This window comes from Alteromonas sp. BMJM2 (assembly GCF_027257845.1).
Lineage (GTDB): Bacteria > Pseudomonadota > Gammaproteobacteria > Enterobacterales > Alteromonadaceae > Alteromonas.
On record NZ_JAPVOT010000002.1, the window covers coordinates 38,653 to 64,316 of the forward strand.

The 25,664-nt window shown below is 45.2% G+C and carries 31 protein-coding genes and 2 pseudogenes; 17 read left to right on the top strand and 16 right to left on the bottom strand.

Features of this window, described 5'->3' with window-relative positions; translation table 11 throughout:
- Positions 1–190: 190 nt before the first annotated feature.
- The 4 genes and pseudogenes from O9X84_RS02870 to O9X84_RS02885 all read left to right on the top strand — a co-directional run.
- Positions 191–385 (top strand): AlpA family phage regulatory protein, encoded by a 195-nt coding sequence (locus O9X84_RS02870; protein WP_442864497.1) that lies wholly within the window; start codon positions 191–193, stop codon positions 383–385.
- On the top strand, positions 358–447 hold the full coding sequence (locus O9X84_RS19605; protein WP_442864501.1) for an AlpA family phage regulatory protein: 90 nt from the start codon (positions 358–360) through the stop codon (positions 445–447). The genes O9X84_RS02870 and O9X84_RS19605 overlap by 28 nt, the downstream gene beginning before the upstream one ends.
- Positions 434–1,055 (top strand): annotated as a pseudogene (locus O9X84_RS19590) (DUF927 domain-containing protein); the annotation flags it as partial. The gene O9X84_RS19605 and the pseudogene O9X84_RS19590, both read left to right, overlap by 14 nt.
- 163 nt (positions 1,056–1,218) lie before the next feature.
- Positions 1,219–1,692, top strand: a pseudogene (locus O9X84_RS02885) (DUF927 domain-containing protein); the annotation flags it as partial.
- Positions 1,693–1,694: 2 nt separating this feature from the next.
- Here O9X84_RS02885 and O9X84_RS02890 read toward each other — a convergent pair.
- Positions 1,695–2,066, bottom strand: coding sequence for a helix-turn-helix domain-containing protein (locus O9X84_RS02890; RefSeq protein WP_000354815.1), 372 nt, complete (start codon positions 2,064–2,066; stop codon positions 1,695–1,697).
- Positions 2,067–2,165: 99 nt separating this feature from the next.
- Entirely contained in the window at positions 2,166–2,471 is a 306-nt protein-coding gene (locus tag O9X84_RS02895) for a type II toxin-antitoxin system HigB family toxin (RefSeq protein ID WP_269518058.1), read from the bottom strand.
- 324 nt (positions 2,472–2,795) lie between these two features.
- On the opposite strand from O9X84_RS02895, the gene O9X84_RS02900 reads away from it, so the two are divergent.
- Both O9X84_RS02900 and O9X84_RS02905 read left to right on the top strand, forming a co-directional pair.
- Positions 2,796–3,107, top strand: coding sequence for a helix-turn-helix domain-containing protein (locus O9X84_RS02900; RefSeq protein ID WP_269518060.1), 312 nt, complete (start codon positions 2,796–2,798; stop codon positions 3,105–3,107).
- Positions 3,100–4,329 (top strand): type II toxin-antitoxin system HipA family toxin, encoded by a 1,230-nt coding sequence (locus O9X84_RS02905; RefSeq protein ID WP_269518061.1) that lies wholly within the window; start codon positions 3,100–3,102, stop codon positions 4,327–4,329. The genes O9X84_RS02900 and O9X84_RS02905 overlap by 8 nt, the downstream gene beginning before the upstream one ends.
- Positions 4,330–4,435: 106 nt before the next feature.
- Here the strand turns inward: O9X84_RS02905 and O9X84_RS19610 are convergent, their stop codons facing one another.
- The 3 genes from O9X84_RS19610 to O9X84_RS02915 all read right to left on the bottom strand — a co-directional run bounded on the left by O9X84_RS19610 (position 4,436) and on the right by O9X84_RS02915 (position 6,312).
- Positions 4,436–4,810, bottom strand: coding sequence for a phage integrase central domain-containing protein (locus O9X84_RS19610; RefSeq protein WP_442864498.1), 375 nt, complete (start codon positions 4,808–4,810; stop codon positions 4,436–4,438).
- 10 nt (positions 4,811–4,820) lie between these two features.
- Positions 4,821–5,111 carry an Arm DNA-binding domain-containing protein gene (locus O9X84_RS19615; protein WP_442864499.1) on the bottom strand — a complete coding sequence of 97 codons (291 nt, stop codon included), beginning with the start codon at positions 5,109–5,111 and terminating at the stop codon, positions 4,821–4,823.
- Positions 5,112–5,448: 337 nt separating this feature from the next.
- Positions 5,449–6,312 (bottom strand): YicC/YloC family endoribonuclease, encoded by an 864-nt coding sequence (locus O9X84_RS02915; protein WP_269518062.1) that lies wholly within the window; start codon positions 6,310–6,312, stop codon positions 5,449–5,451.
- 546 nt (positions 6,313–6,858) lie between these two features.
- Here O9X84_RS02915 and rph point away from each other — a divergent pair.
- From rph to tusA, 3 genes are read left to right on the top strand one after another with little or no spacing between them, the layout of a single operon-like run.
- A complete protein-coding gene (rph, locus tag O9X84_RS02920) occupies positions 6,859–7,572 on the top strand; it encodes a ribonuclease PH (protein ID WP_071981038.1) in 714 nt (237 codons plus the stop codon).
- A 9-nt stretch (positions 7,573–7,581) separates the two neighbouring features.
- Positions 7,582–8,223 (top strand): orotate phosphoribosyltransferase, encoded by a 642-nt coding sequence (pyrE, locus tag O9X84_RS02925; protein ID WP_269518063.1) that lies wholly within the window; start codon positions 7,582–7,584, stop codon positions 8,221–8,223.
- On the top strand, positions 8,213–8,473 hold the full coding sequence (gene tusA, locus O9X84_RS02930) for a sulfurtransferase TusA (RefSeq protein WP_032095263.1): 261 nt from the start codon (positions 8,213–8,215) through the stop codon (positions 8,471–8,473). Before pyrE ends, tusA begins: the two co-directional genes overlap by 11 nt.
- 9 nt (positions 8,474–8,482) lie before the next feature.
- On the opposite strand, the gene O9X84_RS02935 is transcribed toward tusA, so the two are convergent.
- The 6 genes from O9X84_RS02935 to O9X84_RS02960 form a co-directional block, all read right to left on the bottom strand.
- Entirely contained in the window at positions 8,483–8,662 is a 180-nt protein-coding gene (locus O9X84_RS02935; RefSeq protein ID WP_269518064.1) for a hypothetical protein, read from the bottom strand.
- A gap of 22 nt (positions 8,663–8,684) precedes the next feature.
- Positions 8,685–9,266 (bottom strand): hypothetical protein, encoded by a 582-nt coding sequence (locus tag O9X84_RS02940; RefSeq protein ID WP_269518065.1) that lies wholly within the window; start codon positions 9,264–9,266, stop codon positions 8,685–8,687.
- Between the two features lie 133 nt (positions 9,267–9,399).
- Positions 9,400–9,999 carry a YqaA family protein gene (locus O9X84_RS02945; RefSeq protein WP_269518066.1) on the bottom strand — a complete coding sequence of 200 codons (600 nt, stop codon included), beginning with the start codon at positions 9,997–9,999 and terminating at the stop codon, positions 9,400–9,402.
- Positions 10,000–10,026: 27 nt separating this feature from the next.
- Positions 10,027–11,319 (bottom strand): metal-dependent hydrolase family protein, encoded by a 1,293-nt coding sequence (locus tag O9X84_RS02950; RefSeq protein ID WP_269518067.1) that lies wholly within the window; start codon positions 11,317–11,319, stop codon positions 10,027–10,029.
- Between the two features lie 229 nt (positions 11,320–11,548).
- On the bottom strand, positions 11,549–12,136 hold the full coding sequence (locus O9X84_RS02955; RefSeq protein WP_269518068.1) for a DUF1285 domain-containing protein: 588 nt from the start codon (positions 12,134–12,136) through the stop codon (positions 11,549–11,551).
- Positions 12,123–12,983 (bottom strand): DUF3014 domain-containing protein, encoded by an 861-nt coding sequence (locus O9X84_RS02960; protein WP_269518069.1) that lies wholly within the window; start codon positions 12,981–12,983, stop codon positions 12,123–12,125. Before O9X84_RS02960 ends, O9X84_RS02955 begins: the two co-directional genes overlap by 14 nt.
- Positions 12,984–13,448: 465 nt before the next feature.
- On the opposite strand from O9X84_RS02960, the gene O9X84_RS02965 reads away from it, so the two are divergent.
- A complete protein-coding gene (locus O9X84_RS02965; protein ID WP_269518070.1) occupies positions 13,449–14,699 on the top strand; it encodes a sterol desaturase family protein in 1,251 nt (416 codons plus the stop codon).
- A gap of 81 nt (positions 14,700–14,780) precedes the next feature.
- Positions 14,781–15,089, top strand: a complete 309-nt coding sequence (locus O9X84_RS02970; RefSeq protein WP_269518071.1) for a DUF6482 family protein — start codon at positions 14,781–14,783, stop codon at positions 15,087–15,089.
- Between the two features lie 48 nt (positions 15,090–15,137).
- Here O9X84_RS02970 and O9X84_RS02975 read toward each other — a convergent pair whose 3' ends face one another.
- The 4 genes from O9X84_RS02975 to O9X84_RS02990 all read right to left on the bottom strand — a co-directional run bounded on the left by O9X84_RS02975 (position 15,138) and on the right by O9X84_RS02990 (position 20,300).
- The gene (locus tag O9X84_RS02975; RefSeq protein ID WP_269518072.1) at positions 15,138–16,469 is read right to left on the bottom strand and encodes an ABC1 kinase family protein; all 1,332 of its coding nucleotides are present in this window, start codon (positions 16,467–16,469) and stop codon (positions 15,138–15,140) included.
- Between the two features lie 238 nt (positions 16,470–16,707).
- A complete protein-coding gene (locus O9X84_RS02980) occupies positions 16,708–17,106 on the bottom strand; it encodes a hypothetical protein (protein WP_269518073.1) in 399 nt (132 codons plus the stop codon).
- A 175-nt stretch (positions 17,107–17,281) separates the two neighbouring features.
- A complete protein-coding gene (locus O9X84_RS02985; RefSeq protein WP_442864502.1) occupies positions 17,282–17,794 on the bottom strand; it encodes a DUF6702 family protein in 513 nt (170 codons plus the stop codon).
- A gap of 22 nt (positions 17,795–17,816) precedes the next feature.
- Positions 17,817–20,300, bottom strand: coding sequence for a M1 family metallopeptidase (locus tag O9X84_RS02990; protein WP_269518074.1), 2,484 nt, complete (start codon positions 20,298–20,300; stop codon positions 17,817–17,819).
- 197 nt (positions 20,301–20,497) lie between these two features.
- On the opposite strand from O9X84_RS02990, the gene proB reads away from it, so the two are divergent.
- The 4 genes from proB to O9X84_RS03010 all read left to right on the top strand — a co-directional run bounded on the left by proB (position 20,498) and on the right by O9X84_RS03010 (position 23,981).
- On the top strand, positions 20,498–21,616 hold the full coding sequence (gene proB / locus O9X84_RS02995; RefSeq protein ID WP_269518075.1) for a glutamate 5-kinase: 1,119 nt from the start codon (positions 20,498–20,500) through the stop codon (positions 21,614–21,616).
- Between the two features lie 68 nt (positions 21,617–21,684).
- Entirely contained in the window at positions 21,685–22,122 is a 438-nt protein-coding gene (locus tag O9X84_RS03000; RefSeq protein WP_269518076.1) for an acyl-CoA thioesterase, read from the top strand.
- Positions 22,119–23,060, top strand: coding sequence for a D-2-hydroxyacid dehydrogenase (locus tag O9X84_RS03005; protein WP_269518077.1), 942 nt, complete (start codon positions 22,119–22,121; stop codon positions 23,058–23,060). The genes O9X84_RS03000 and O9X84_RS03005 overlap by 4 nt, the downstream gene beginning before the upstream one ends.
- An 18-nt stretch (positions 23,061–23,078) precedes the next feature.
- The gene (locus O9X84_RS03010) at positions 23,079–23,981 is read left to right on the top strand and encodes a DMT family transporter (RefSeq protein ID WP_269518078.1); all 903 of its coding nucleotides are present in this window, start codon (positions 23,079–23,081) and stop codon (positions 23,979–23,981) included.
- Between the two features lie 54 nt (positions 23,982–24,035).
- Here O9X84_RS03010 and O9X84_RS03015 read toward each other — a convergent pair whose 3' ends face one another.
- A complete protein-coding gene (locus O9X84_RS03015) occupies positions 24,036–24,308 on the bottom strand; it encodes a hypothetical protein (protein WP_269518079.1) in 273 nt (90 codons plus the stop codon).
- Positions 24,309–24,540: 232 nt separating this feature from the next.
- Between O9X84_RS03015 and O9X84_RS03020 the strand changes: the two genes are divergently transcribed.
- Both O9X84_RS03020 and O9X84_RS03025 read left to right on the top strand, forming a co-directional pair.
- Positions 24,541–25,047 (top strand): RNA polymerase sigma factor, encoded by a 507-nt coding sequence (locus tag O9X84_RS03020; RefSeq protein WP_269518080.1) that lies wholly within the window; start codon positions 24,541–24,543, stop codon positions 25,045–25,047.
- Complete coding sequence (locus O9X84_RS03025) at positions 25,040–25,660, top strand: hypothetical protein (RefSeq protein WP_269518081.1); 621 nt, start codon at positions 25,040–25,042, stop codon at positions 25,658–25,660. Before O9X84_RS03020 ends, O9X84_RS03025 begins: the two co-directional genes overlap by 8 nt.
- Positions 25,661–25,664 lie beyond the last annotated feature (4 nt).

A 25,664-nucleotide genomic window follows, 5' to 3' on the forward strand; every position in this document is an offset into this window, starting at 1 on the left:
CATGCCATTTAGCCACACACTAACCCTGCCCACATGGTATTTATTATTTGGGGCACTATCTACAAACTGGGGCAGGTAGATACCTGTACCCTCAGAAAGCTGCACGATCTGGGCATTTATCTGCCTACTGCGTCCGTTTAGTGCTGGCAAACTCCTAACTGAACTTAACAGAACAGTGAGGAAGCAAACAATGAACCCAACTACACAATCACCCACCAAATTAACCCAGCCAGCGCGTCAGCAGCGGATTTTGCGCTTGCCCGAGGTCAAGGCAAAAACCGGCTTTGGCCGCAGTACCATTTATGCCTTGTTTGCACAAAGAGAGGGGCCAACGGTGAATTTCCGCGATCCATTCGTATTGGGGCGCGTGCCGTGGGCTGGTTAGAAAGCGATATCGACCAGTGGATTGAAACTCGCCGTATCGGTGCTGCTTATGGCCGTGGATAAACCATCAGCATCAACCCAGTTACTTGCCAATGAGATGAATCACAACGTGCCAACATTACCGGCTGGTTTTGCCTATAACGCGCAAAACTGGCTGGTGATGCAACCGACAGGGCAAGATAGCCCAGTTAAAATCTGTTCTTGGTTGCAAGTGGCCGCCCGCACCCGCGATCCGCAAGGGGACACTTTTCTTGAAAACAAAGGGCGGCTATTTATTGCACTGGTTAGACGATGACAATCGCCATCGCTATTGGGCCATGCCAGCAGAGCTATTGGCCGGAGACGGCAGCGAGTACCGCCGAATTCTACTCAGCCGAGGCATGCGCCTAAGTAACAGTGTCAAAGCGCGGCAGTTGCTCTCGCTGTTTATTCAACAAATGGGCGAACTTGCCACGCAAAAGGCCATCAGCGTGAACTGCATTGGCTGGCATCACCACGCTTATGTGCATCCGCGCCTCACCTTTTACCCAAGCGAACACAGCAACAACCCGCGCATGGTGCTGCAAACCATGCACCCGATAGAAGGCTTTATTCAACAAGGAAGTAGCGACAGTTGGCGGCAGCACGTTGGCCGTTCTTGTCTGGATAACCCGCTATTAATCGTTGGTGTTCGTCCTGAACATAAAAGCGGGGCAGCAAGTGCGCGTGATTGATCCCTTCTATAGATTTCTGCCTGCAAGTAGGCGGCAAGCTTTTGAATCCTATGAGCTTAGTAGCCTAAGTGATTAGGATGAAAAAGTGCAGCCAACACCCTTGCAGGTAGAAAGATGACGAAGGAGTGCCGATGCTGGCCCCTAAATGGGCGTGTTTAACCATAGCCATGGCATGAACGCCGCCGATTTAGCCGATCACCTAAAACAGCAAAGTCGCCAACATTACGGCTGCTTGGCCTTGGACTGGTTACGGTATTTAACGCAGCACAGCGCGCAGGTGCGACCCGTTTTCCAAAACGTACGCCAACGTTTTTTAGCCAGCTTACCAGCGGAGGCTGACGGCCAAGTGCGCCGGGTCGCCGAAAAGATTGCCTTACTTGCCAGCGCAGGCCTGTTAGCCATTCAAGCCAAAGTACTCGATTGGTCAGCTCAAAGTGTCGAAGCTACCTGTTTAAGCCAGCTTAACCAATGGATACTTGCTCGCGGTGGTGTGGCCGCCAATGAAGACCAACAAGCCATTCGTCAGGTGCGCAGTTTTATCGAGCAGCATGGCGAAAGCCGCTTTACGCCCAAACAAACTATTTTTGATTCGCAGCGCTATGAAGCGCGAACTTGCGGTGGCTTGATCAGTGACTCTGCTGGAATACCTAGCCCTTCATGAAGTTTCCAAATCATTTTTAGCGTGAGTGATCGCTTATGGTTTAGGATTTCATAAACACGATTGCTTTTACCTATCATGGGTTCAAGATCTTTAACCGTTAAGCCTTTGCGCTCCATCTCAAACTTTATTGCCTCAACAGGGTCTGGCAAATCCATTGGAAAATGCTTTGCTTCGTAGGCCTCGACTAACGTAACCAAAATGTCCAGCTTTTCGCCTTCGACGGTATCAGGCTCCGCCATCATTAGGTTTTCGATGTCGTTTAATGCCGCGCGGTAGTCGGCATCTGTTTTAATAGGTCTGATGTCCATTATATTTACCTCTTGTTACTACCTTTTGGCTTCAAATCGTTTGCACATCAATTTTTTATTCGGCTCGTCCATGAGCCTCACCCTTCGGGCTCGCGTTGCTCATGAAAATTCGTTCCCGACGAATTTTTCGTATTGCGCATGGCTGCCGATAAACCGTATGTAAACCACCTTGTAGGCATAATTGATCCAAACGACTAACCGGTATTTATTACCGGCAATGTTAAATACGACACGCCCATCTTTGAGGATGCTGGCATTTCTAAAGTCCTGTTTCACATCGGCCGGTGATCCCCAATCAGCGTTTAATGCATGCCTATACCACGCTAACGTTGGCTCTATCGCGTCAATGTATTCTGGGCTGTCTTCCCAAAATGTTTTTAAGGTTGATAGTGCGATAATTCTCATAAATCGATGATAGTCCCATATTGGGACTATTGCAAGTTTGTAGTTTGATTGACTGAAAGGAGTTTTTGGCACTGCCCCAATTGCCCCATTCCTTGGGGCAGTTTAGTTTCCCCTTATTCACCTTCTAAAGCTTGCTGTATCTAGTGTTGCCCCATTGTCCCAACCTCCCACAGTACTTGAGCGCGCATGTTACGATTTATCTATAATTGCATATCAAAAGGTATCTTGTGATACATAATAGCTAATCATTCTTGTATTTTTGGAGTTACGGTGATATGTTTTTATATATAATTATTATTAATTGATGTATTAAGGTGTATCAAAATGAGCTATGTAACAGAGCAGATACTAGAAAGTCTTCGAGAAGCTCGGGTACGTAAGGGGTTTAGCCAAAGAGAGCTGAGTGCTCGTTCGGGTGTGCCTCAAAGCCATATTTCGAAAATCGAGTCTGGCGGTGTTGATTTAAGAATGTCTAGTTTGATTGCACTTGCCCGCGTACTCGACCTAGAGTTATTTGTCGCACCAAAAAAGTCTGTACCCGCCATTAAGTCGATCATTCGAAGTAGCCAAGGGATTAGCGATGAAGGTGAGGCAATGTCGCCTGCATATCAGTTAGGGGAAGACGACGATGACTAATCATGTTTCTACGCTCAACGTGTTGCTCTACGGTGAGCCCATCGCAACGATCACCAACGTGGGCAATGACAGAACGCTTTTTGCCTTTATGGATTCGTACATTCATGACGAATCGCGGCCTGTGTTGGGGCTGGGTTTTAAAGATGCACTGGGTGGCTTGCTGACTAATTTTAAACCGACCCAATCCAAGTTAACTCCGTTTTTCTCCAATCTTTTGCCAGAAGAAACCATGCGTAATTATCTGGCAGAGCGTGCCGGAGTGAATCCAGCGCGGGAATTTTTTCTATTGTGGGTATTAGGGCAGGATTTAGCAGGTGCGATCACGGTTGAACCAGCTGATGGTGAAGCGTTGCCGCCTAATGTGCATCAAGACATTGACGATGAAACGAAAATTGAAGCTCCTATGCGCTTTTCATTAGCGGGTGTACAGTTGAAGTTTTCAGCCGTACAACAGGCAAACGGTGGCTTGACGATTCCAGCGACAGGTAAAGGTGGCTCTTGGATTGTGAAATTGCCGTCGTCTCGATTTGATGCTGTGCCAGAAAATGAATATTCGATGATGGAGCTGGCGCGCAAGTTAGGTATGGATGTGCCAGAGACCCAGCTGCTCCCCATTAACCAGATAGCTAATATCCCAGATGGTATTGGTAAATTTGGCCGCTCTTTTAAAAACGCTCAGGCGTTTGTGATTAAGCGCTTTGACCGTGCAGATAATCAAGCCGTACACATTGAAGATTTTGCGCAAGTGTTTGGTGTCTACCCTCAAGATAAATACAAAAAAGCGAGTATGCGCAATATTGCTCAGGTTATCGGCATCGAAGGTCAAAACGAGGACATCGCAGAATTTACACGCAGATTGGTGTTCAATACTCTAATTGGCAATGCCGATATGCATTTGAAGAATTGGTCTGTGATCTACAAAGACAAGCGCACTTCATCGCTAGCACCAGCCTATGACTTTGTTTCGACCATTCCCTATATCCCCGATGATAGTGCGTCGTTAAAGGTGAGTCGTAGCAAAAAATTCAGTGATTTCTCGCTGGATGAGTTATCACATTTAGCGGCTAAAGCCATGTTGCCAGAAAAGTTGGTGTTAGATACTGCCAAGCAAACCGTGGCCGGCTTTCATGAGCTATGGCAGAAAGAAAAGTCGCATTTACCGCTTACCAAATCAATGATTGAAGCAATTGAAACGCACTTACAAAATATACCGCTACGCTAAAATGAGAACCGACGCGTACAAAATGCAGAGGCGTCGGTCATATTGGCTTGAAAGCTGTGTTTGAAAGCTGTGTTTGAAAGGTATGTTTAGTGACTTGTGTTATCAATCAAAGCCCCGATTGCCCCATTCCTTGGGGCAGTTTAATTTCCTCTTTGCTGAGCATCCTGTCTTTACTGGACTCCACGCCACCGGCATCGTCCACGGTATAGGCTGCGGCTGGGTTGTTCAGGGTTAAGTCGAGCTTTATCGCATGTCGAAACAGCTGCTTCATGTACATCAAGGTGTCGTTGGCAATGGTAGGGCGGTTACTTTCTCGAATGCGTTCTAATACTTCGCGCACGTCACGTGCAGTCACCTCAGCAATACACTTAATGCCAATGACTGGGCTTATGTCTTTGGTGTAAACCCGATACGGAATCTTGGGATGCTTTAGTCGTCGGCTCAGGTCGGTTCGATACCAGTCATGGAACAGTTGATCCACGGTTTCAATGTCAGGTAACTCGATCTTCTGTTTTTCCAGAAGAGGGTCTATGCCGTCGCGTACTTCCTTTCGAAAATAAGCGGCGGCACTTTTTCTGAAATAGGAAGCAGCGTCTGCCAACGACATTAAAGGAAATTGCCCCAAGGTTGCTTCTCGTCTTCCTTTGGCTTGTGGTGTAGCGGATCATCCAGTAAGGCGAGCCTTGTTTGCGGACGCAAAAGTATAGACCTTCACCATCTGAATATTTTTTGGGGTCGGCTTTGCTGTATGCAATAACCTGTTTTGCTGTGAGTTTTCCCATGTTTACTCCATAGTTGCTGAAATAATGGAGGGGGCAATAATGGCTGCCCACCACCGATTTGCTTATTGAATCAGCAGCTAACCTGTTGTGGTGGTGAGTTAAATGCGAAAATTGGGTAACTTACTGCCCACCAATTTGCTCACCGCAAAATGCTTATTGAGCCAAAATGAGGGGACTGCCCACCATTCTGCCCACCACTAAACAGGTAGTTGGTAACGGACATCTGCAAACCGATTTGGACGGGAAAAATAAAAAAGCCCTGTATTTTCAATGCTCTTCACAAGGTGATACAGGGCTTCTAAGACATTCTTGGACGGGTAACTTTCTACCTAGGAACCTATTCGATGTTTTGGATCTGCTCACGCATTTGCTCAATCAGCACTTTCAGCTCTACGGCCGACTGCGTGATATCGGTGCTTATCGATTTTGAGCCCAAGGTGTTTGATTCGCGATTAAATTCTTGCATCATAAAATCCAAACGGCGACCTATGGCGCCCCCCTTTTTCATAATATTTCGCGTTTCTTTTACGTGAGTATTTAAACGGTCAAGCTCTTCAGCAACATCTACTTTTTGGGCTAGCATGATCATTTCTTGTTCGAAGCGCCCAGCGTCTAACTCTACTTTTGCTTCTTCAAAGCGTGCCTGCACTTTTTCTCGTTGCCACACCATGATTTCAGGCATGCGAGCGGCCACTTTTTCAACCTCTTTATCAATGGCGTCTAATCGCTGTTCTATCATCGCTTTAAGTGCATCGCCTTCTGATGCGCGTGCATCGATAAAGTCTTTTAGACCTTGATCGAAAGCTGCCATAACGTCTGCGTGAATGCAGTCCATATCGGCTTCTTCTGCCGCAATCACACCAGGCCAGCGCAATACGTCTAAAGGGTTTACGCCTGACGACTGTCCATGAGACTGCACCCAATCAGCGGCTTGCATAACCTGTTTCGCTAAGTCTTCGTTTAAGCTTAACGTTGTTGTAGCTGCATCGTTTGCCGTGAAGCGTAAGGCGCATTCTACTTTGCCTCGAGCCAGCTTTTTGCGAAAGCGCTCGCGCAGCATAGGTTCAAGTGAGCGGAATTGTTCCGGCAAGCGAAAGTAGGTCTCTAAAAAACGCTGGTTAACAGAGCGTATTTCCCATACGGCAGAACCCCATTCTTTTTTCGTCTCTACACGGGCGAATGCTGTCATGCTATAAATCATAATTTTCCTTTGAAGTGTTACTGAAAGCCTGCAAAAACAACGCGAACGACGTGTTGTATCGACAAATAAACGGGCAGTCTCTCTCGTTCGGTATATTATACCAGTCCCCATAGATAATTGCCCAATCAGAAGGCGCTAGCAAGTTTTCTAGCAAAGCGTGGGAATGCAGGAATGGCTGTTCCCTTTCAAATTCCCAGAATGAAGCTAGGAAACTTGCCAGGCCTTCCCGAAGGGCGAGTTTAAAATGTCCGTACTCTTTGTTGTGTCACCTTGATGTAGAACCACTGCGCCTTCGGTAATACGCCGCGATTACGAACATTTCAAGTCTCGCTGAGTGGGTAATTATCTATGCGAACTGGTATTAGCGCACATTTAACCATTTCTATAAGGAATACGAGCAAAACTCGTTTTCATAGGATGGGTCCATTGCGCTATACTTAGGCTCATTCTTATTTCTGGAGAGTGTGGTGGCGACGCTCAACAGCGTTTAGCCTTAAAAGCCTCATCTGGAAATTACATTAACGCACTTACGTTGTGGAGAACTCTATGCGTCCAAGCGGCAGAACCGCCAGTCAAATTCGTCCTGTTACTATTACTCGTCAATACACTTGCCATGCTGAGGGCTCGGTATTAGTTGAGTTCGGCAATACCAAGGTGCTGTGTAACGCAACGGTAGAGGAAGGCGTGCCTCGCTTTATGAAAGGGCAAGGAAAAGGATGGATAACTGCTGAATACAGCATGTTACCGCGCGCAACGCATACCCGAAGTGGCCGAGAAGCGGCTCGCGGAAAGCAAGGTGGCCGCACGCTAGAAATTCAACGCTTAATTGCTCGCTCTCTTCGCGCCGCAGTAGATTTAAAACTACTTGGTGAAAACACCATTACTTTAGATTGCGATGTTATTCAAGCCGATGGCGGAACGCGCACAGCATCGATAACTGGCGCCTGTGTAGCACTTGTAGACGCATTAACCTATATGCGTGCTAAAGGTATTTTAAAAGCAAACCCGCTCAAGCACATGATAGCTGCGCTGTCGGTTGGTATTTTTGAAGGCACACCGATTGCTGACCTTGAATACACAGAAGATTCAGAAGCTGAGACTGACATGAACATTGTGATGACAGAAACAGGCAAGCTAATTGAAGTACAGGGTACGGCAGAAGGCGAACCTTTCTCGTTTGAAGAGTTAGAAGAAATGCTGAAGATAGCGAAACACGGTCTTCGCGAGTTGTTTGATATCCAAAAAGCGGCACTAGCGTAAGAGGTCTACATGAAAGCGTTTCAGCGTGATTTTATTGAGTTCGCCATTGCGCGCGGCGTACTAAAGTTTGGTGAATTTACGTTAAAGTCGGGCCGCATTAGTCCTTACTTTTTTAATGCTGGTTTGTTTAATCGCGGCGGTGACCTTGCAAAACTAGGTCGCTTTTATGCTGATGCATTAGTCGATGCAGGCGTAGAGTTTGACGTATTATTCGGGCCTGCTTACAAAGGTATTCCTATTGCTACCACCACTGCGGTAGCGTTAGCCGATAGCCATCAACGTGACGTGCCTTACTGCTTTAATCGCAAAGAGGCTAAAACTCACGGTGAAGGTGGAAACTTGGTAGGGAGTCCTCTAGAAGGACGGGTGATGCTGGTGGACGATGTGATCACCGCTGGAACGGCTATTCGTGAGTCTATGGCGCTTATTGAGCAACAGCAGGCTAGTTTGTCTGGTGTTCTCATTGCATTGGATAGACAAGAGCGAGGCAAAGGTGAATTGTCAGCGATTCAGGAAGTTGAGCGCGATTTTAATACCACAGTGATTTCCATTGTTGCCCTTGCTGATGTGGTTGCCTATTTGCAAGAAAAAGGCGGTCATAGCACTGAAATTAATGCCATAAACACCTACCGTGAGAATTATGGCATCTGATTTTGATACTGCTTTTAATGAGGCAAACACCCATTTAGACGCGTTGGGGCTTCGCTGCCCTGAGCCGGTTATGATGGTGCGTTTAAACATTCGTAAATTAGCGGATGGGGAAACCTTGTCAGTGTCGGCAGACGACCCGTCAACAGCGAGGGATATCCCAAGCTTTTGTCGGTTTATGGGACACACGCTGGTAGCGTCTCAAACTGATACAATGCCATATCAATTTGTTATACAGAAAGGGTGCTTGTAAGCGCCCTTTTTATTCACCTTCGCTAAGCGCTTGCAAAAGCAGCTTTTGAACAGCCAATTTGCTTTTTTTGTTTGAGCAATGAATATCGCTCAAATGCAGGTTTTCTCCGCTCAACATTCTTTTCAGTACAGACGCTCTGACACTTAACGAGATATAGCCCTCATTGGCTGTACGCTGTTTGACGCTCATCGTGTTTTCCTCATTAAATAAATCAATGGACGAGAGAAAGGCGGTTATTGGCGCGGTAGATACGTTTGCTAACGGAGTGATTGTCAACAAAATGGCTGCCAACAGAATGGCCGCCATCGGCATTGCTATTAGCTGCATCAAAGTTAGCTAACGTGTTGTTAACTAACAGCAGACTGCTTTGTTCAAATGCATGCATCGCAGTTTTGATTAACGCTAAAATAGTATGGTTGGTAGCATGAAGAGGCAGTACTGCAATTAGCTGCTGCTGGCACTGCTGTAATACATTATGAGCTTCTTGCGAATTGTCACTACAGTGCAAAAGAGAAGACAGATACATGCCTGCGGCCGAATAGGAAATTATATCCTCTCTCACGCTATTGTCTTTGTAATTTGAAATGTTTTGATTAGACACATTTTGTAATGCCGTGAGAACAAGCTTTGCGGCTTCTAACGTCTGATATGCCAGCGTGCACGCTTTATCAAGTTGCCCCTGAAGGCGTGCCTTCTGCATGCTATCTTGCAAGAAATGCCGATGTTTGCGCGCGTCAATTGGATTTAACTGAAGCCACTTTGTATAAACAGGGCATAAATGTTGTGTACTCATTGTTGCACCTCCTAGATAGGACTCGTTATTACACTAATGTAAATAGGAATCATTATCAATAAAGAAGTTCAACAAGACTGGTAAAAGCTTTTACAAATGTTTTTGCGCAGCGGTAAAATACCAAAGAGCCTTATTATAAGAGTGCGTTAGCGCCCCACCAAAGTAGAAGCACGATAAGTGTTGCGCCAATAATCGCCTTCATTTTATAGCGCCTAATTATTTGCTCTGCCTTGTCGCCAGCATAATACACGGCTGCCGCAAGGCCGAAATAGCGAAGTGAGCGCGCTATAATTGTGGCCAGTAAAAACAAGGGGAGCGAATATTTTGTGGCACCTGCTGCAAGCATAGCCACCTGAAAAGGAATGGGGGCAATGCCCAAGGTCATAACAAACCAAAATCCCTGCTGCTGCATTTGGTCTTTTACATTTTCAAATTGGTCCTGACTGAAGAAAGTGGAAATTACCCACTCTCCAATCAAATCAAAAAGATAATACCCCAAGGCATAGCCGAAAATAGCCCCTATCACACAGCCAAGGGTTGCCATTGCAGCGATGTGCCATAGCGATTCTCTTCTTGCCTGCATCAATGGCAACATCACGGCTTCCAAAGGAATCGGCACTATGGTCGATTCTAAAAACGAAGAAAGCGTAATCCCTTTCAACATATGTTTCGAATCGACCAATTGCTTGATCTTTTGCGCCATCTTTTTACTGAGCTTTTTACCAGGTGCCATGAAATCCTTTCTCGTACTGCTTCTTTTTTACTGTTTGTGAACAACGCCGTTTTTCATTACAAACGACACATTTTCCATTAGGGTTATATCATCAAACGGGTTACCTTTTACCGCAACAATATCTGCTAATTTACTCGGCTCTAACGTACCTAGTATGTCGCTTACACCGAGTAAATCTGCGGCATTCACCGTGGCGCTTGTTAACGCGTCAGCAGGAGTCATTCCCGCTTCAACCATTAGGGCAAACTCTTGTGCATTATCGCCATGGGCTGATACGCCACTGTCAGTTCCAAAAGCAATTTTCACGCCCGCTTTATGAGCGGTAGCAAATGTTTGCTGAATTAGGGGGCCAATTGCCGCTGCTTTTGGGCGAACTAATTCTGGAAAGAAGCCATCGATTTTTGCTTTTTCTGCAACAAACTTGCCGGCCAGAATGGTGGGCACATAATACGTGCCGTTTGCTTTCATCAACTCGTGAATTTCGTCATCCATGTAGGTGCCGTGTTCTATTGAGTCTACACCTGCCGTAATGGCTCGCTTCATGCCTTCTTTTCCGTGTGCATGAACGGCTACGGTCATTTCGTAATCTTTTGCTGTATCGACAATGGCTTCTAATTCATCGGTCATAAACTGCGGGTTCTGACCACTTTTAGCCACACTGAGTACACCGCCGGTGGCAGTAATCTTTATCAGGTTAGCGCCGTCTTGATAGCGTGTTCTTACTGCTTCTCGGGCTTGCGCTTCCCCATTGACTACGCCTTGCTCAGGACCTACGTCTGGGCGAAGTAAATGAGACATACCATTAGATGGGTCGGCATGGCCGCCTGTGGTGGCAATAGATTTTCCTACCGTGTAAATTCGCGGGCCAACAGCATAGCCCTTATCGATAGCGGTTCTAAGGGCAATGGTTTCATTGTGCGAGTCACCGAGGTTTCGTACTGTTGTAAAGCCTGCGTCTAGGGTGATCTTTGCGTAGTTTGCTGCCCGCAATGCATAGTCTGCTTCATTAAGCGTGAATCGCTCTAGGTAGCTCTTCGGCCCGCCTTGTTGAGACGACAAGTGTACATGCATATCCATCAAGCCAGGCATTACCGTGCTATCTTTTAAATCAATAACAGTATCGCCCTTCTCAGCGCTTAAATATCCTGATTTCACACTTTCGATTTTGTTATCTTCAATAACGATAGTCACCTTGTTGCGTAAGTCGTTAGAAGTGCCGGTAAAGGCTTTGCCAGCATGGATGAGCGTGGCTGCTTGGGTGCTAAACGTAAGCGGTAAAAGTGTGCAAGATACAGCTAATGCGGTCAGTGTTTTTTTCATAATATAGTTCTTCTTTTGATGGATAATTACACAGTAATTTAATGTAAAGCACTCATTAAAGTAACGCAAAGTATTACGCTATTAGTGGCGGGTTTTACGGGTTTATATGAGGTATTTACGAAGCGTTGTTTTATGGTGTACGAATTTTGGGCTAATTAAGCGGGATGTATTGAAAGAAAGCGAAAGAGTAGAAAAGCAAGAAGCGGACGAGGATAATGGAAAGCGGAGACTAGCCTACCTTTCCAATAACAAAGTCTATGTTAGCTGAGTGAACAACGAAGTGAGTTTCATCACCGCCTTTTATTTCTTTCGATTTTTCAAGTAGCTGGTAATACACATTTTGATGTAGGCGAGCCCAAAGATTTCTGCGAACACATACATAGGGTATTGCGGTAGCCTCTTTATCTCGAATTGCTTTTGGTGGAACGCGTAGTTCCATTTGATCAACGCTATCTAAAACAACTTCATCGCCAGTCTGTGTAATCAACACAAGCGCAGTGTTCTTGCCGCCGTTAGCGTCTGCTTCAATCTCTTTCCATTGAGTGATTAAAAAAGGCGTGTCTTCAACGGTAATTCCTACTTTTTCTACTGGCGTAACAAGAAAGTACTTATCGTCTTCTCGTTTAAGCACCGACGAGAAAAGTTTTACCAAACTCGCACGACCTACAGGTGTACCTTCATAAAACCAGCGACCGTCTAACGTCACTGTCATTTTAATATCGCCACAAAAATCAGGGTTCCATTTTTCTACAGGCGGAAGGGGGCGCGTCTTATCAGACGACCCCTCTATTTGCTTTTGAAACTTAGTTAAGTCCATTTTGCTCAATCAACGCTTTGACTTCGCGAAGCTTTGCTTTAATACGGCGCATATTGTCAGGCCCCGTTCTCAACAATTGTTTTTGCGGCCCATCAAGGCTTTCTAACCTTTCGTCGGTGTATTTGTACATCACAGAGTCTGAATAGACTTCTACCGGAACCGGTACTTCTGGCGTATCAAGTAATTCGTCTATTGCGCTAAGCAATACACTATTAAAATCTTTGTCAGGATCGCCAATTTCAGCATATTTAGCTTGTATATCGCTTTTATAAGATTGATATACCGCTAATAGCGCTTCGTTATCAAACGACTCTAAAACATTCACATATGGCGTATAGCGCTTATAGCTAGCGGCATCTATCCATTGCTTATCAGCTTGAGAATACACTCTGAAGTTCTGCTCTGGTGGAGTGAGTAGTTGATGGTTTGGCGCCATTTTGTTGCCCGCTAGGTTAGTTACAGAAACCACAAAGCGCTGAAGTAACCCTTCGTTTACTAATAGTCTGTTCACCGTATTCTCATCGGCAGCTGCACTATCAACAAGGGCTTCTTTCACTGCTGGATCGCTAACATCAAGTGGTTCGGGCTCACTTTCCTCAACTTCAGGCAGAGGTTCTACTTCGTCTTTCTCTTCAAGTTCAACAGGTGGTGGTGCAGGTTTTGTTTCAAATACTTCCGGTTCATCAGACTCGGTAAGTACGGGTTCATTAATTTCGGGCTTAGGTGCCTCTACTGGCTCAGGCGTTTCATCGCTTGGCCAAAAAACTATCGCAAGGATGACGACAAGGATTATTCCCGCTATCAGAAAGTGTGGGCCTAACGACTGTTTCTCTGTTGTTTCGCTCATAATGACTCCGCTGCTGAGATTTCCTTTAGGTAATACTACCAGACATAACACTCAATGTTAGAAAATCAAACAAGAGAAATGTTCCTTTTCTGCTTAAATTTTCAATCGTGATAGCCTTTTAACGTTGAAAACACCGATTTCGATTGGTCTTACCTACAACAAAATAAATGCTGTCTCCTATTGGTGCATGGGTTAATCAGTCTGTGTCGTTGTAAATAAGTGTCAATACCGCGTTTCGATTACATGAATAGCGCGTGCTCGTAACCAATAGGCTATAACACAGAGTAAAACTACACTTTGCTAGAAATATTCACCGCTCAAATACCCATTATTACAAGTACACATTGTCACAAATACACGTCGTTACAAATACACTTGTCATTATTTGCGTCAATCATTGTAAATAACTTGGGTTATTTTAAACATTTGTTTAACATGTGGTGACTATCAATTTGGTTGCCAGCTATGACCGTTATATTATTTGCTATTCCTTTGTTTTTTCTACTTATTGGAATTGAGCTTTACGCCGATTACAAAAGAAAAACGGGGTATTATCGAACTAATGACGCTATCACAAGTTTAAGTGCGGGTGTGCTTTCTCGCATTGTGGCAATTGGTCATCAACTTATCCCCTTTACTATCTACGTGCTCGTCTTCGATGCGGTGGCTATGTTTGAGCTACCGCAAGCGTGGTGGGTGTGGGTTATTGCATTTGTAGCCTATGACTTCTTTTACTACTGGAATCATCGGCTTGGACATGAAATGAGCATACTCTGGGCCGCCCATGTCGTGCATCATTCAAGTGAAGATTACAATCTGACTACGGCATTGAGGCAAACAAGTGGTGCTGTGTTTAGCTGGATTTTTTATCTGCCGCTGGCGTTGGTTGGCTTTACGCCACAGATGATAATAACGGTGGGAGCACTTAATTTGGTGTATCAGTTTTGGGTTCACACTCAACACATCACCACGTTGGGGTGGATGGAAAAGGTGTTTGTCACCCCTTCAAACCACCGGGTTCACCATGCTCAAAATCGAATTTATATCGATAAAAACTATGGCGGCGTTTTTATTCTTTGGGATCGGTTGTTTTCAACCTACATGCCCGAGAAAAAAGAAGAGCCCGTAGTTTTCGGTATTCGCGGTGCGCTCAAAAGCTTTAATCCACTTTGGGCTAACTTACAAATTTACAGTCAACTCGCTAAGGATAGCTATTATACTCGTTCATGGAATGACAAATTTCGCGTCTGGTTTGGTCGCACGGGGTGGCGACCAGCCGACGTATCAGAGCGCTTTCCTAAGGAAAAACTACCTTTGAGTAATTTTAGAAAATATCATCCACATATCCATAAGTCAGTGACGCGCTATAGTCTTTTACAGCACGTAATTATGCTTGGCGCTGCGCTTTATTTTTTGCTCAATTTAGACACGCTCTCAGGTATGCAGCAAACGGCTATTGTTCTCACCGTTGTGGTTATGAGTATTCAAAATGGCTTTATTCTGTCTCAATCTAAATTGGCACTCGCGTTAGAGGGGCCGCGGTTACTCATGTTTCCACTACTGTGGATTGCCTCTGGCATTGGTATTGCGGCGTGGTGTTTCGCACTGTCTTCTGTCGTTGGCCTCGTTATGCTGTTATTGGCAGTGCGCTACAGCAATTATCGCCGCCCTATCGAAGAAGTCAGGCTATCAACTGAACCTGAAAACTTAGCGTAACGTAATAAAGACGTTTTGTTAGCGCCGGCGTTGTGTATAGCGTCAGCTGCTACCTATATTAGGGCGTTTTTTGAGGTAGGTATGCATAAGTTTCTTTTTAGCGATTTAGAAGATACACCAACAGTAATAGACTACTTAGAAGTGCAGTCATATGAGATGAATGTGTATCTCGTTTATTTAATGGTTGGTGATAAAAGCGGGATGGTTTACGACAAGAAAGGTAAGCCAATGCGATTTTTTAGCACGGGTCATATTCGCGAATCATTTGCTCACTGCAGCGTCGAAAAGTCGGTGATGAAGCACGACACGCCTTATGACGAAATGATAGGTAACCCACCTAAAAGTGCAGAGCAAATGGCACTGCCCTTCAGTATGGAATTGCCTTACTAAACACATCTCCGCTTGATGGTTTTTTGTTTGGTGTCCGGAATACGCAAGCTAGGTGGTTTCAAGCCAAGGAGCCGCCAACGCTCGCATATTCACTTGCGCACCTAATCGCCTGGCCAATAAAAACAGCCCCCCTAGCTTTCTGTGAATGAATAACGCATCAGCCGGTGGCGTATGCCAGAAGTCATGTTCCGTAGTGAGAGTCATGCCCTTATCGTGCAGGCGCTGAATAAGGTCGCTAGTGCCAAAATCATAGGGCTCGTTATGTATAAGCGACTCGCACGCTTCCATGCCAATACCAATAACGGCATCAACCTGTTCGGGAGTGTGCGATTTATCTATTAGTCCGATATCAAGGGCTGCGTCTGCCATTAACTGCTTATTTTGCAAAGCGGCACTATTAAGCAGTGCTTTGTAGCCTATCGAAATGCTTTCTGGGATCTCACGGGTTGCGCCAAAATCAAGAAGTACTATCTGCTTTGTCTCTTTATTAAACTTGTAATTGGCAAGGTTCGGATCGCTTTGTAGCAGCTTAAAGTTAAATACCTCATTGAAAAATAGCCCCATCAAGTCAGTCATAACAGCATTGCGTACTTCCTGTGATTCATCAAGCAGCGTATCTAGGTTTGAAGCCTCAATAAAGTCCATCGCGAGTACCGTTTCACTGGTAAGGGGCTCGTAAGTTTGAGGAATGATAAAGCGTTCTATCTCTGTAAGCTGCTGGCCATAACGAGTTAGCATAGCTGCCTCGCGGTTGTAGTCAGCCTCTTGATGAAGCTGTGTTTTTGCTTCACTAAGAAGAGGATTAATATCTAAAGATTTCGGTATAAGCCCCGTGAGCTTTATTAGCGTAGCCACATTATCCACATCGCTATCGATACTTTTTCTCACCCCAGGGTATTGCACCTTTATCGCGAGCATTTTTCCATCCATGGTGATGGCCTTATGCACCTGACCAATCGATGCCGCAGCCACTGGTGCAAAAGAAAAATACAGTAGGCTGTCCTGCCAGCCTTCGCCCCACGCCTTATTCAAGGTTTCGATAAGCTGCGCTTTAGGCATTGGATCTGCGTCTTCTCTTAAACGAGATAAGATAGTAGCAAGCTCGGGGGGTAAAAAGTCTCCTGCATCCATGGAGATAAGCTGACCGAGTTTCATGGCCGCGCCACGCATGCTAGCGAGCTGGTTGGCCACATTCGTCATATTCTTTGGTGTTAATAGTAATGAGGCAAGGGCAGGTCTCTCGCCCTTTAACAGTTGTCCTGCACCTTGAGTAACCACATTTCCGGCAATTTTACCTGCCAACGCGCCTAAGCGGCTCACCCGGGATAATCGAGAAGAGGGAATAGCTTTTGACTTTCTTTTAGGGGAGTCTTCGGACATGTTACCTACTCTATTGCATTACGATAGAAACGTAGCGGGCTTACCTCAAGGAGAGGTCATCTAATGATATAGGTATGTACGAGGTAGTGGGCGGTTTTGATTACCGTATACGCTTAAAATATCCGTTCTCTTTGCTGTGTCACCTTGATGTAGAAACACTGCACCTGCGGTAACACGCTGCGATTATGAACATTTCAAGTCTCGCTAAGTGGGTAATTATCTATTCGGGCTAATGGTATTAGATAATTTGCGACACCACCTGCAAAACAAAGCCAACTACACTGCCAAAAGCAAAACCTGTCCAGCCGTTGGCATTGCGATAACGCCAAAGGGCCGCACCAAAGAAACCACACCACAACATAGATGAATAGGTGGCAATCATTCCATCACCCATACCGGTATTGGGCAAAAACAGCATGATGATAAACGTCATGGCCATTCCCCCACTTAAGAGCACCCACATGATGTTTTTTTTATCAGCAAAGGCATTGTTTGCGTTCGAGCCTTGTGAACCATTTGAGTCTTCAGAGTTCCCCAGCGCCGCGCGCGCTTCGAGATTGCTGGTGTCGGCTACTTCCTTTTTCTTTCTGTCTTTTCGAGCGTTGTGCGCAAATGCACTAGAAGCGCTGTTACTCATGATAATACCTTCATAGAATGACGTTCTCACGCAAACGTTAATGTATTGTTAAAAGAAACGCTATAAGACTTCGGTGGTAGATGTGCTCTGGTCAGTCTTTTTAAAAGGCATAAAAAAGCCCGCGGATTTAATGCTAAAAGAAGCACCCGCGGGCTTAGTATTGCAAACACTGGGTTTAGTGATGGTCGCTGTTAAAACCCACCTCAAGCAGCGTTACATTGTCGGTGAAAGTAAGGGTTTTTAGTGGTCCGTTACCTTCAACGTTAATGGTGTTTACTTGGCTAGGCCATAAATCTCGAAGTGCATCGTGACGTATTTTCAGACCCTCTAGTGCCGGTGGTTGAGCCGTTTCTTGGTACACCCAAAAGTGCTTACCATCCACTTCAAAACCTACTTGGCCAAGCGCTAGCGAGGTATCTTCACTGTTTAACAGCGCAAAATGGTGACCAACGTAATCAGCAAATGCTTGCTGCGTCTTTTCGTCATCCATAATATCGGCGTTCTTATCAAACAGAACCTTTACCGCATGCTCAGCATCGTGCAAATTAAAACGATGCATTACTTCGATGTTTTCGGTTCTTGGATTGAACAATACCGTCGTAATAGCCGCTTTAATTTGATGGGCCTTCACCGCTGTGCTGTATGCAAAGCTACCTGCTACTAATAGCAGTGCAAGCAGGGCAACCATGCCCTGCCTGATAGAGGACAATTTACTCGTCATCGTTGCCTTCATCATTCTCATCGTCTTCGTCATCAGTCTTTAACTCAGTTTTTGAGTCTTGCATAAGGTCGCGGTACTCGTATGAGTTGCGAGAGTTTCCTTTATACGCTTCGATACGCGATGGAATAATTCGACGTGGATAGTGGTTGTTTTCAACATTCACATCGGCTGTTTCCCAATGTGGGTCAACGGTAACACTCACTAACTCTTTGTCTTTTTCCGAAACGATAAGCTTGCTAACCGCTTTCGGCGTTCTGCGCCAAATCTCAGCAGGTATACGCATCTCTTCTGTAGAGCCGTCTTCATAAGCAAGCTCTAGAATGATAGGCATAACCAAGCCACCAAGGTTACTGAAGTTAAGTACGTAATAGTTTTTGTCTTCTTTTACTGCACGTTCGAATGCAGTGCGCTCCCACGGTTCTAAGCCTTTCAAGAATTTTTGGTAGCTATTACGCTCTTTATTGGTCACGGTGTAGCGATCGTTTTCGTCGTAAAAATCGCTGATGTCATCGAAGCGATCAACCCACAACTCTTTACCTTCTTCTTTATTGCGAATAACAGTAAGCGACTGTGGTTTATCCATCTCTGTTTGGCGTTCGCGGCCAAAGTCGATATCTGGATCTTCGGTGTTCAAACGAAGCTTGTAAACGCTGTCTAAGCTAATGTCTACGTGATCCGTTGAGTAGAACCAGCCACGCCAGAACCAGTCTAAGTCAACCCCTGATGCTTCTTCCATTGTGCGGAAAAAGTCAGACGGAGTTGGGCGTTTAAACATCCAACGCTGTGCATATTCTTTGAATGCAAAATCGAAAAGCTCGCGACCAAGAATAGTTTCACGCAAAATGTTGAGTGCTGCTGCAGGCTTAGTATAAGCATTAGGACCTAAACGAAGTACCGAGTCTGACTGAGTCATAATAGGCACCTGAGTTTGAGACTTCATGTAGCCTGTAATATCACGTGGCTCAACACCCCATGGAATCGTAGGATCCCATTCACGACCTGCTACGCCATCAAGAAAGCTGTTTAACCCTTCATCCATCCACGTCCACTGGCGCTCGTCAGAGTTTACCGTCATCGGGAAATAAATGTGCCCCACTTCGTGAATAACAACGCCGATAAGAAAGCGTTTTTCAGCAAGTGAATACGTGCGAGAGCCGTCGTCTTGTAACTCGGTACGTGGGCCGTTAAACGTAATCATTGGGTATTCCATACCACCCACAGGGCCGTTAACCGACTGGGCTACTGGGTATGGATAGTCGAAACTAAAGCGGCTGTACACGTCCATAGTGTGAATAATGGATTCAGTTGAATACTTCTGCCATAGCTCACCACCTTCTTTAGGATAAAACGACATCGCCATGACAAGAGGCTGTGTGTCGCCACCTTGTTGGTAACCGCGTGCATCCCAGGCAAATTTACGTGATGAAGCCCATGCAAAGTCACGTACATTCTCTGCTTTAAACGTCCACGTTTTTAGCTTTGATGTACCTTCTTTCTCATTCTCGATAGCTTCTTCAGGCGTTACAACAAAAACAATGCGATCTGCTTTCTCTGCCTTCTTCAAACGATCGCGCTGAGTTTTGGTCAGCACGTCTTTTGGGTTTTGAAGCTCACCTGTCGATGACACAATGTGGTCGGCAGGAACGGTAATGTCGACTTCGTAGTTACCAAACTCTAGTGTGAATTCGCCGCGCCCGATGAATTCTTTGTTTGTCCACGCTTCGTAATCTGTGTACGCGGCTAAACGAGGGAACCACTGGGCAAGCAAGAAGATGTCATTGCCGCCCTCACGTTCATCATCAGGGAAGTGCTCGTAACCTGCGCGAGCAGATACCGCATCTTCTTCTACGATGTTAAATGCAAAATCAATGTCGAAAGTGACTTTTTTGCCCGGCTTCAATGGCTTAGCCAAATCCACACGCATTAATGTACCAACCGTAGTATGGCGAAGGCCATTACCTGATTTATCTTCAACGCGAGAGATGGTGTAGCCTAGCTCATTGTCTTCAACAAACTGCTGGCGACGAAGCGCGCCCATGCTCAGTTTTGCTGGCTTGCTATCACTGGCTGCTTCTGTAGCCGGACCACGATTTCCAATACCACCGAATGTGGTAGTAAGCGCTGACATAGAGTCATCGCGGAATTTGTTTTGGTCTAATTGAATCCACAGATACTTCAGTGTATCCGGTGAATTATTGTGATAAGTAATGGTTTCTTTTGCTTCAATACGACGCTCGCCTTCAAGTAATTTCACGTCGATATCGTAGTCAACTTGTTGCTGCCAATACTGATGGCCTGGTTCGCCAGCAGCATTTCGATATACATTTGGAGTAGGTAAAACTTCGTCTAGCTGACGGAATTTATCTTCAAAGTCGCCCTTAGTTTGCTTTATTGAGGCGTGTGCACTGGGAAGAGAAATCAGCATAGACAATACTGGCGCTAGCCAGAAAAAATGTCGTTTAGCGGTGCTCATAGTGTTTCCTTGCAACGTGTTAAGTTGGAATTATTATATGTTATCGCCTTTAGTATATAAGTCTGGCTCTGTGAATCATAGTTCCCGACCGTAAACTACCCTCGGTTTAACGCAAAGTTTATGTAACAGAACGTTTTGTTATACGTCTTTAACTGTCGTATTCTTATCTTCTTGTCCTTTTTTCATTTCCTTCATCTATGAATAGTTTTTCCTGGCAGCGAGCTGTCGTTAAAGTGGGTAGTGCCTTAATTGCACCTGATGGCAGAGAATGCAGCGGCCGTTACTTATTAGCCTTAGCCCGGTTTATTACCGCTAGCCGTGAACAGGGTAAAGAAGTCATTTTAGTGTCTTCAGGCAGCGTTGCTGCTGGTCGTAATAAGGTCTCTTCTGGTGCTAATGGTGTTGTATTACGCAATACACCATCAATTGCTGAAAAGCAGGCTATGGCTGCCATTGGGCAGAATTTAATGATGGCAAATTGGCAACGTTTTTTCGATTTCCCCTGCGCGCAAGTGCTGCTTACCGCTGACGATCTTCGCGATCGCACTCGCTATGTAAATATAAAAAATACGCTGCGAGAAATACTCAACCACCATGCCTTGCCCATTATTAATGAAAATGACACGGTGGCAGTGAATGAGCTGAAAGTGGGTGATAACGATAATCTCGGCGCTTATACCGCGCTGGTTGCGCAAGCAGACACCCTCATTATTTGTTCTGATATTGATGGGCTTTACACTGCCGATCCGCGCAAAAATAAGTCTGCCACCTTAATATCTGAAGTTGACCATATCGACAGCAGCATTTATGAGCTAGCCGGCGGAGCTGGCACTTCTGTGGGAACAGGAGGTATGCGCACGAAAATAGAAGCGGCAGATAAGTGTATTAATAGCGGTATTCAAACATTGATTGTAAATGGCCGTAAGGGTGAGACCTTCGATGCTCTGCTTGCCGGTATGGTACCAGGTACCCTTTTTAAACCAACACGCACACCTTCAAACGCCCGAAGACTTTGGCTTACTCATACACTCAAAACCGCTGGACGCATTGTTGTTGATAGTGGCGCAAAGTTAGCTCTCGTTGAAAATGGCGCTTCACTGTTACCGTCGGGTATTGTTGATGTTGACGGAGAATTTGCTCAGGGAGAAGCGGTAGAGATTTTCTGCGATGGTCGCGCTATAGCGAAAGGCTTAAGTGTGTATAACGCAAAAGACTTATTACTCATAAAAGGGAAAAAGTCGAAAGATATTGCCAGTGTGCTAGGTTATGAAACAACAGATGTTGCCGTACATAGAGACGATATGGTGCTGCTGTAGCGGCACCGTTTTCCGCGTGCTCATTATCAATAACCTTAGCTGGCCAAACTGCAACAAAGAGGATACCCATGACAGAAATAACGCCAACGCTCTCGGACTATCCCTTTTCAGTGACTATTGCTACTCGGTGGCAAGACAATGATGCATATGGGCACATCAATAATGTGATGTACTACAGTTTTTTTGATACAGCAGTTAATCGTTATTTGATTGAACGTGGTGGGTTAGATATTCACAACGGAAAAACCGTAGCATACGTAGTAAGCAGTCAATGCCAGTATGTTGCACCAGCGGCTTACCCAGAAGATATCTATGTGGGCTTGTGCGTGAGTAAAGTGGGCAGAAGTTCAGTTACCTATGGCTTGTCTGTGTTTGCTGGGGAAAGCAAACGCCGGGTTGCTCACGGTCAGTTTGTTCACGTTTTTGTTGATAGAGCCTCGGATAAATCTATTCCTATTCCTGTGAAGATAAAAGCGGCCCTTGAGTCGATAAGCGATGCCGTATGAGTTTACCTAATGTGGTGTTTCTTGATGCAGAGACATTAGATTTAGAGTCGCTGGATACTCAACGACTCAGTGACGTAGATGCATGCCTTACGTTGTATCAAAATACCCTTCCCGACGATGTTGTTACGCGAATCGAAAGTGCCACTGCTGTACTGGTGAACAAAGTTGTACTAAGCGCAGAAGCGCTGCGTCAAGCGCCCACGTTAAAATACATTGGTGTTACCGCTACCGGCATGAATAATGTCGACTTAGCGTATTGCAAAACTAATGATATTAAAGTGCAAAATGTTCAGGCATACGGGACCAGCAGTGTGACGCAGCATACGTTAACGCTACTGCTTAATTTAGCCACCCAGTTTGTGCACTATCAGCATGATGTAAAAGCGGGGGCTTGGTCTGAATCTTCCCATTTTTGTTTACTGTCTCACCCTGTTGTTGAATTAGAGGGAATGCACGCTGTCATTGTCGGTCATGGCGAGCTTGGCAAGCGGGTAGAAGATTTATTTAAAGCTATGGGCATGCAGGTGACCATTGCTGGGCGCCCGGGAAGAGCCGACGATCCGCGCCCGTCGCTTTCATCGCTATTACCTAGTGCTGATGTGGTGAGCCTACATTGTCCGTTGACGCAAGAGACAGACAGGTTGATAAATTCAGAAACCCTATCGTTAATGAAGCCAAATTGTTTTTTAATCAATACCGCGCGAGGTGGACTGGTTGATGAACCCGCCTTGCTTGGAGCACTTAAAAATAAACAAATTGGTGGCGCTGGGCTTGATGTATTGTCTGTTGAGCCTCCACCCTCTAGTCATATTTTAATGCAGGCTAATTTACCTAATTTGTTAATAACACCTCATAATGCATGGGTGGGGAAACGCGCGCGACAAACGTTGCTCGATTCAGTGGTTAACCACTTAACGCAATTTCTAGCGCAATTATAATTGAGGATTAATGGGCAAATGAACAACCCAACCTTATTCTCATTGTGCTGTCTAATTTGGGGCTCAACTTGGATTGCGATTACCTATCAGATTGGCCATACATCTGAGACATTTGCAATAGCGCTGCGCTACTTACTCGCCGCTGTATGCTTGGGAATTTATTGTTTAGTAAAAAGGCTACCGTTTGCCCTTCCCTTACACATACACGTGAAGATGGCTGCGGTGGGCTTATTTCTCTATAGCTTAAATTACACCCTGCTTTACATGGCACAGGCGCATATTATCAGTGCGCTTTTAGCGTTGATGAGCTCCTGTATTATTTATATTAACGTGGTGCTACGTCGCTGGTGGTTAAAAGAGCCTATTCGCAAAGAGGTCGTGATTGGGGCGACGTTTGGACTAAGCGGTATTGTGTGTTTGTTCGTACCCGAGTTCTCGAAAGTTTCCATGGACGCAGCGCTGGCTCTAGGATTAAGCATTGCCTTTGTCAGCTTTTTTTGCGCTTCAGTGGGCAACGTCATTTCTGAGCGGATTTTAACTTCTGGCACTCCGGTTATTCAGATGAATTTTTATGCCATGTCTTACGCTATGATTTTGCTATTTATAACGTCGTTATTGTTGCCGGGTAAGCTCATTATTCCCACCAGTACAGAGTTTTATTTATCTCTGCTTTATCTAGCTTTGTTTGGCTCTGTTTTTGCCTTTGGTGCTTATATGAAATTACTTCAACAAATGGGGGCAGATAAAGCGGCTTACGTGGTATTGGTATATCCCATGGTTGCGCTGGTAATTTCAACCTTCTTTGAGGGGTATCAATGGACCGCGCTCTCTTTCGTCGGTGTTGCTGTGGTACTAGTGGGCAACGCAATAGCCATGGGAAAAATACCGCGCTTTATGCGTCGCCCTTTTTTATCTCACTAAACCAAAGTTAACAAACTAAGGCCTACTAAAATAAGTTTTCACTAAGTAAACGGCTTAGAGCGCATTTATTTTCTTGTTTAGTTCATAAGCTGGCTCAGTCACTATAGCTTCTAGTGTTTCTATGCGCGCCATAAGCGCTTCTATTTGAGTGTCTTTTTCTTGTAATCGCTGCTGATGTAATGCTGCTTTGCTCGCTATAAACGGGTTACTGCACTTTCCGTTCATCCAGTCGTTCAAGCGCCACTGTAATTTCGCGTCTAAATAACTCGCTAATAGCGCAATAGAGGTGATACTTCCAAGTAACAATACAAGGCTTAATGTAGACATAGAACTCTCCTTCACTAGTGTTGGCTCAAGGCATTCGTTGTTACTAGTCATGGCTTTTCAGAATAAATTACAAAAAAGATTTAAAAACGTGTAATAAAAATAAATGGGTGCAGACTGTAACTGGGTGTGTTGAGCTTTTTGCTGCATTTTTGTAGTGGTCAACTCGCTATCGTAATGATTAGGGTACTTACGTACCTGCTAAACATAAAAACTTTTAGAAAGGGCAACTTGCTTGGGCCAAGGATTTGAAGACGTTTTTACACAATACGGTGCATTGTTAAGCCGTGTTGCAAATAGCTACGAAGCTAACGACGCTATGCAGCAAGAGCTTTTGCAAGAGATTGCTATTGCTGTGTGGCAGGGGCTGTCTCGGTTCAAGGGCGATAGTAGTGTAAAAACCTATATTCTGAAAATTGCCCACAATCGCGCGGTAACCCACGTAGCAAGCCAAGTAAAACGTGTTGATACTCACCGATATGAAAGTGATACGTTGGGCTCTGATGGTTACCAAAGTCCACAATATTCTCCAGAAGTCGTTTCTAGCCAGCAGCAATCGCTAGCACGTTTGTTGCAAGTCGTTCGTGCACTTCCCCTGCAGCCAAGACAAGTGCTTACCCTGTCGTTAGAAGGATTGAGCTATGACGAAATTGCCGAGGTATGCGGTATATCGAAAAATCATGTGGGTGTTATTTTGAAACGGGCTAAGCAAAAAGTGCTGCAGGAGGAACCCAATGCATAATGATGATAATAAAAATCGAGTAAAAGCTAATCGAATAAAAGCTAGTGACACTGATTTGACTTTGCTATGGCAGAATCAGCCAGTTAACGATATCGACCTATCTGAAGTAAAAAAAAGCTTTAACAGCGAGAGAGTAAAACAGCGTATTTATATGGTTATAGACTCTTTAGCGCTTCTGCCTACTCTCTATTTTTTATCTATTTACTGGGGAGAGCTATCTTTTACCGCAAAAGGGTTATGTATTTTTATGGTGGCAACGGCCATTCCGTTTTTAATTTATCAGTTGTGGCTCCGACGAGTGGCGGCTTTTGCCAAAGACTCACAAACTCTCGATCATTTACATCAATACACGCGCCAGATAAAAAATAATATACGCATTGCGTTCATCACCAAGCACTCTGCGTGGCCCGCGCTTTTTGTGCTGCCTGCGTTTGCATTAGAGCGATACTTTTTTGGAGAATTAAGCCCCGACAAATGGGAAAAAATCGCCTTCAGTTTTCCCATCGCAGCACTCATTCTTATTGTATGGGGTATCTGGGCGCATAAGCGTCAACTGCGCTTTGAAAAACAACTCAAAGCGCTAGAAGAGATGGCAGAGCAGCGTACAGTTTAGGGGC

What these genes read in the sequence shown, in the direction of transcription:
- O9X84_RS02975 (WP_269518072.1), bottom strand. Translation starts at nt 16,469, where the DNA reads ATGTCCGAAGACTCCCCTAAAAGAAAGTCAAAAGCTATTCCCTCTTCT.
- O9X84_RS02900 (WP_269518060.1), top strand. Translation starts at nt 2,796, where the DNA reads ATGAGCTATGTAACAGAGCAGATACTAGAAAGTCTTCGAGAAGCTCGG.
- O9X84_RS02940 (WP_269518065.1), bottom strand. Translation starts at nt 9,266, where the DNA reads ATGAGTACACAACATTTATGCCCTGTTTATACAAAGTGGCTTCAGTTA.
- O9X84_RS19615 (WP_442864499.1), bottom strand. Translation starts at nt 5,111, where the DNA reads ATGGGAAAACTCACAGCAAAACAGGTTATTGCATACAGCAAAGCCGAC.
- O9X84_RS02945 (WP_269518066.1), bottom strand. Translation starts at nt 9,999, where the DNA reads ATGGCACCTGGTAAAAAGCTCAGTAAAAAGATGGCGCAAAAGATCAAG.
- O9X84_RS02980 (WP_269518073.1), bottom strand. Translation starts at nt 17,106, where the DNA reads ATGAGTAACAGCGCTTCTAGTGCATTTGCGCACAACGCTCGAAAAGAC.
- O9X84_RS03025 (WP_269518081.1), top strand. Translation starts at nt 25,040, where the DNA reads ATGCATAATGATGATAATAAAAATCGAGTAAAAGCTAATCGAATAAAA.
- tusA (WP_032095263.1), top strand. Translation starts at nt 8,213, where the DNA reads ATGGCATCTGATTTTGATACTGCTTTTAATGAGGCAAACACCCATTTA.
- O9X84_RS03005 (WP_269518077.1), top strand. Translation starts at nt 22,119, where the DNA reads ATGAGTTTACCTAATGTGGTGTTTCTTGATGCAGAGACATTAGATTTA.
- pyrE (WP_269518063.1), top strand. Translation starts at nt 7,582, where the DNA reads ATGAAAGCGTTTCAGCGTGATTTTATTGAGTTCGCCATTGCGCGCGGC.
- O9X84_RS02960 (WP_269518069.1), bottom strand. Translation starts at nt 12,983, where the DNA reads ATGAGCGAAACAACAGAGAAACAGTCGTTAGGCCCACACTTTCTGATA.
- O9X84_RS02985 (WP_442864502.1), bottom strand. Translation starts at nt 17,794, where the DNA reads ATGGTTGCCCTGCTTGCACTGCTATTAGTAGCAGGTAGCTTTGCATAC.
- O9X84_RS02935 (WP_269518064.1), bottom strand. Translation starts at nt 8,662, where the DNA reads ATGAGCGTCAAACAGCGTACAGCCAATGAGGGCTATATCTCGTTAAGT.
- O9X84_RS02905 (WP_269518061.1), top strand. Translation starts at nt 3,100, where the DNA reads ATGACTAATCATGTTTCTACGCTCAACGTGTTGCTCTACGGTGAGCCC.
- O9X84_RS02915 (WP_269518062.1), bottom strand. Translation starts at nt 6,312, where the DNA reads ATGATTTATAGCATGACAGCATTCGCCCGTGTAGAGACGAAAAAAGAA.
- O9X84_RS02970 (WP_269518071.1), top strand. Translation starts at nt 14,781, where the DNA reads ATGCATAAGTTTCTTTTTAGCGATTTAGAAGATACACCAACAGTAATA.
- O9X84_RS02890 (WP_000354815.1), bottom strand. Translation starts at nt 2,066, where the DNA reads ATGGACATCAGACCTATTAAAACAGATGCCGACTACCGCGCGGCATTA.
- O9X84_RS02965 (WP_269518070.1), top strand. Translation starts at nt 13,449, where the DNA reads ATGACCGTTATATTATTTGCTATTCCTTTGTTTTTTCTACTTATTGGA.
- O9X84_RS02950 (WP_269518067.1), bottom strand. Translation starts at nt 11,319, where the DNA reads ATGAAAAAAACACTGACCGCATTAGCTGTATCTTGCACACTTTTACCG.
- proB (WP_269518075.1), top strand. Translation starts at nt 20,498, where the DNA reads ATGAATAGTTTTTCCTGGCAGCGAGCTGTCGTTAAAGTGGGTAGTGCC.
- rph (WP_071981038.1), top strand. Translation starts at nt 6,859, where the DNA reads ATGCGTCCAAGCGGCAGAACCGCCAGTCAAATTCGTCCTGTTACTATT.
- O9X84_RS03015 (WP_269518079.1), bottom strand. Translation starts at nt 24,308, where the DNA reads ATGTCTACATTAAGCCTTGTATTGTTACTTGGAAGTATCACCTCTATT.
- O9X84_RS03010 (WP_269518078.1), top strand. Translation starts at nt 23,079, where the DNA reads ATGAACAACCCAACCTTATTCTCATTGTGCTGTCTAATTTGGGGCTCA.
- O9X84_RS02990 (WP_269518074.1), bottom strand. Translation starts at nt 20,300, where the DNA reads ATGAGCACCGCTAAACGACATTTTTTCTGGCTAGCGCCAGTATTGTCT.
- O9X84_RS02895 (WP_269518058.1), bottom strand. Translation starts at nt 2,471, where the DNA reads ATGAGAATTATCGCACTATCAACCTTAAAAACATTTTGGGAAGACAGC.
- O9X84_RS02955 (WP_269518068.1), bottom strand. Translation starts at nt 12,136, where the DNA reads ATGGACTTAACTAAGTTTCAAAAGCAAATAGAGGGGTCGTCTGATAAG.
- O9X84_RS02870 (WP_442864497.1), top strand. Translation starts at nt 191, where the DNA reads ATGAACCCAACTACACAATCACCCACCAAATTAACCCAGCCAGCGCGT.
- O9X84_RS03000 (WP_269518076.1), top strand. Translation starts at nt 21,685, where the DNA reads ATGACAGAAATAACGCCAACGCTCTCGGACTATCCCTTTTCAGTGACT.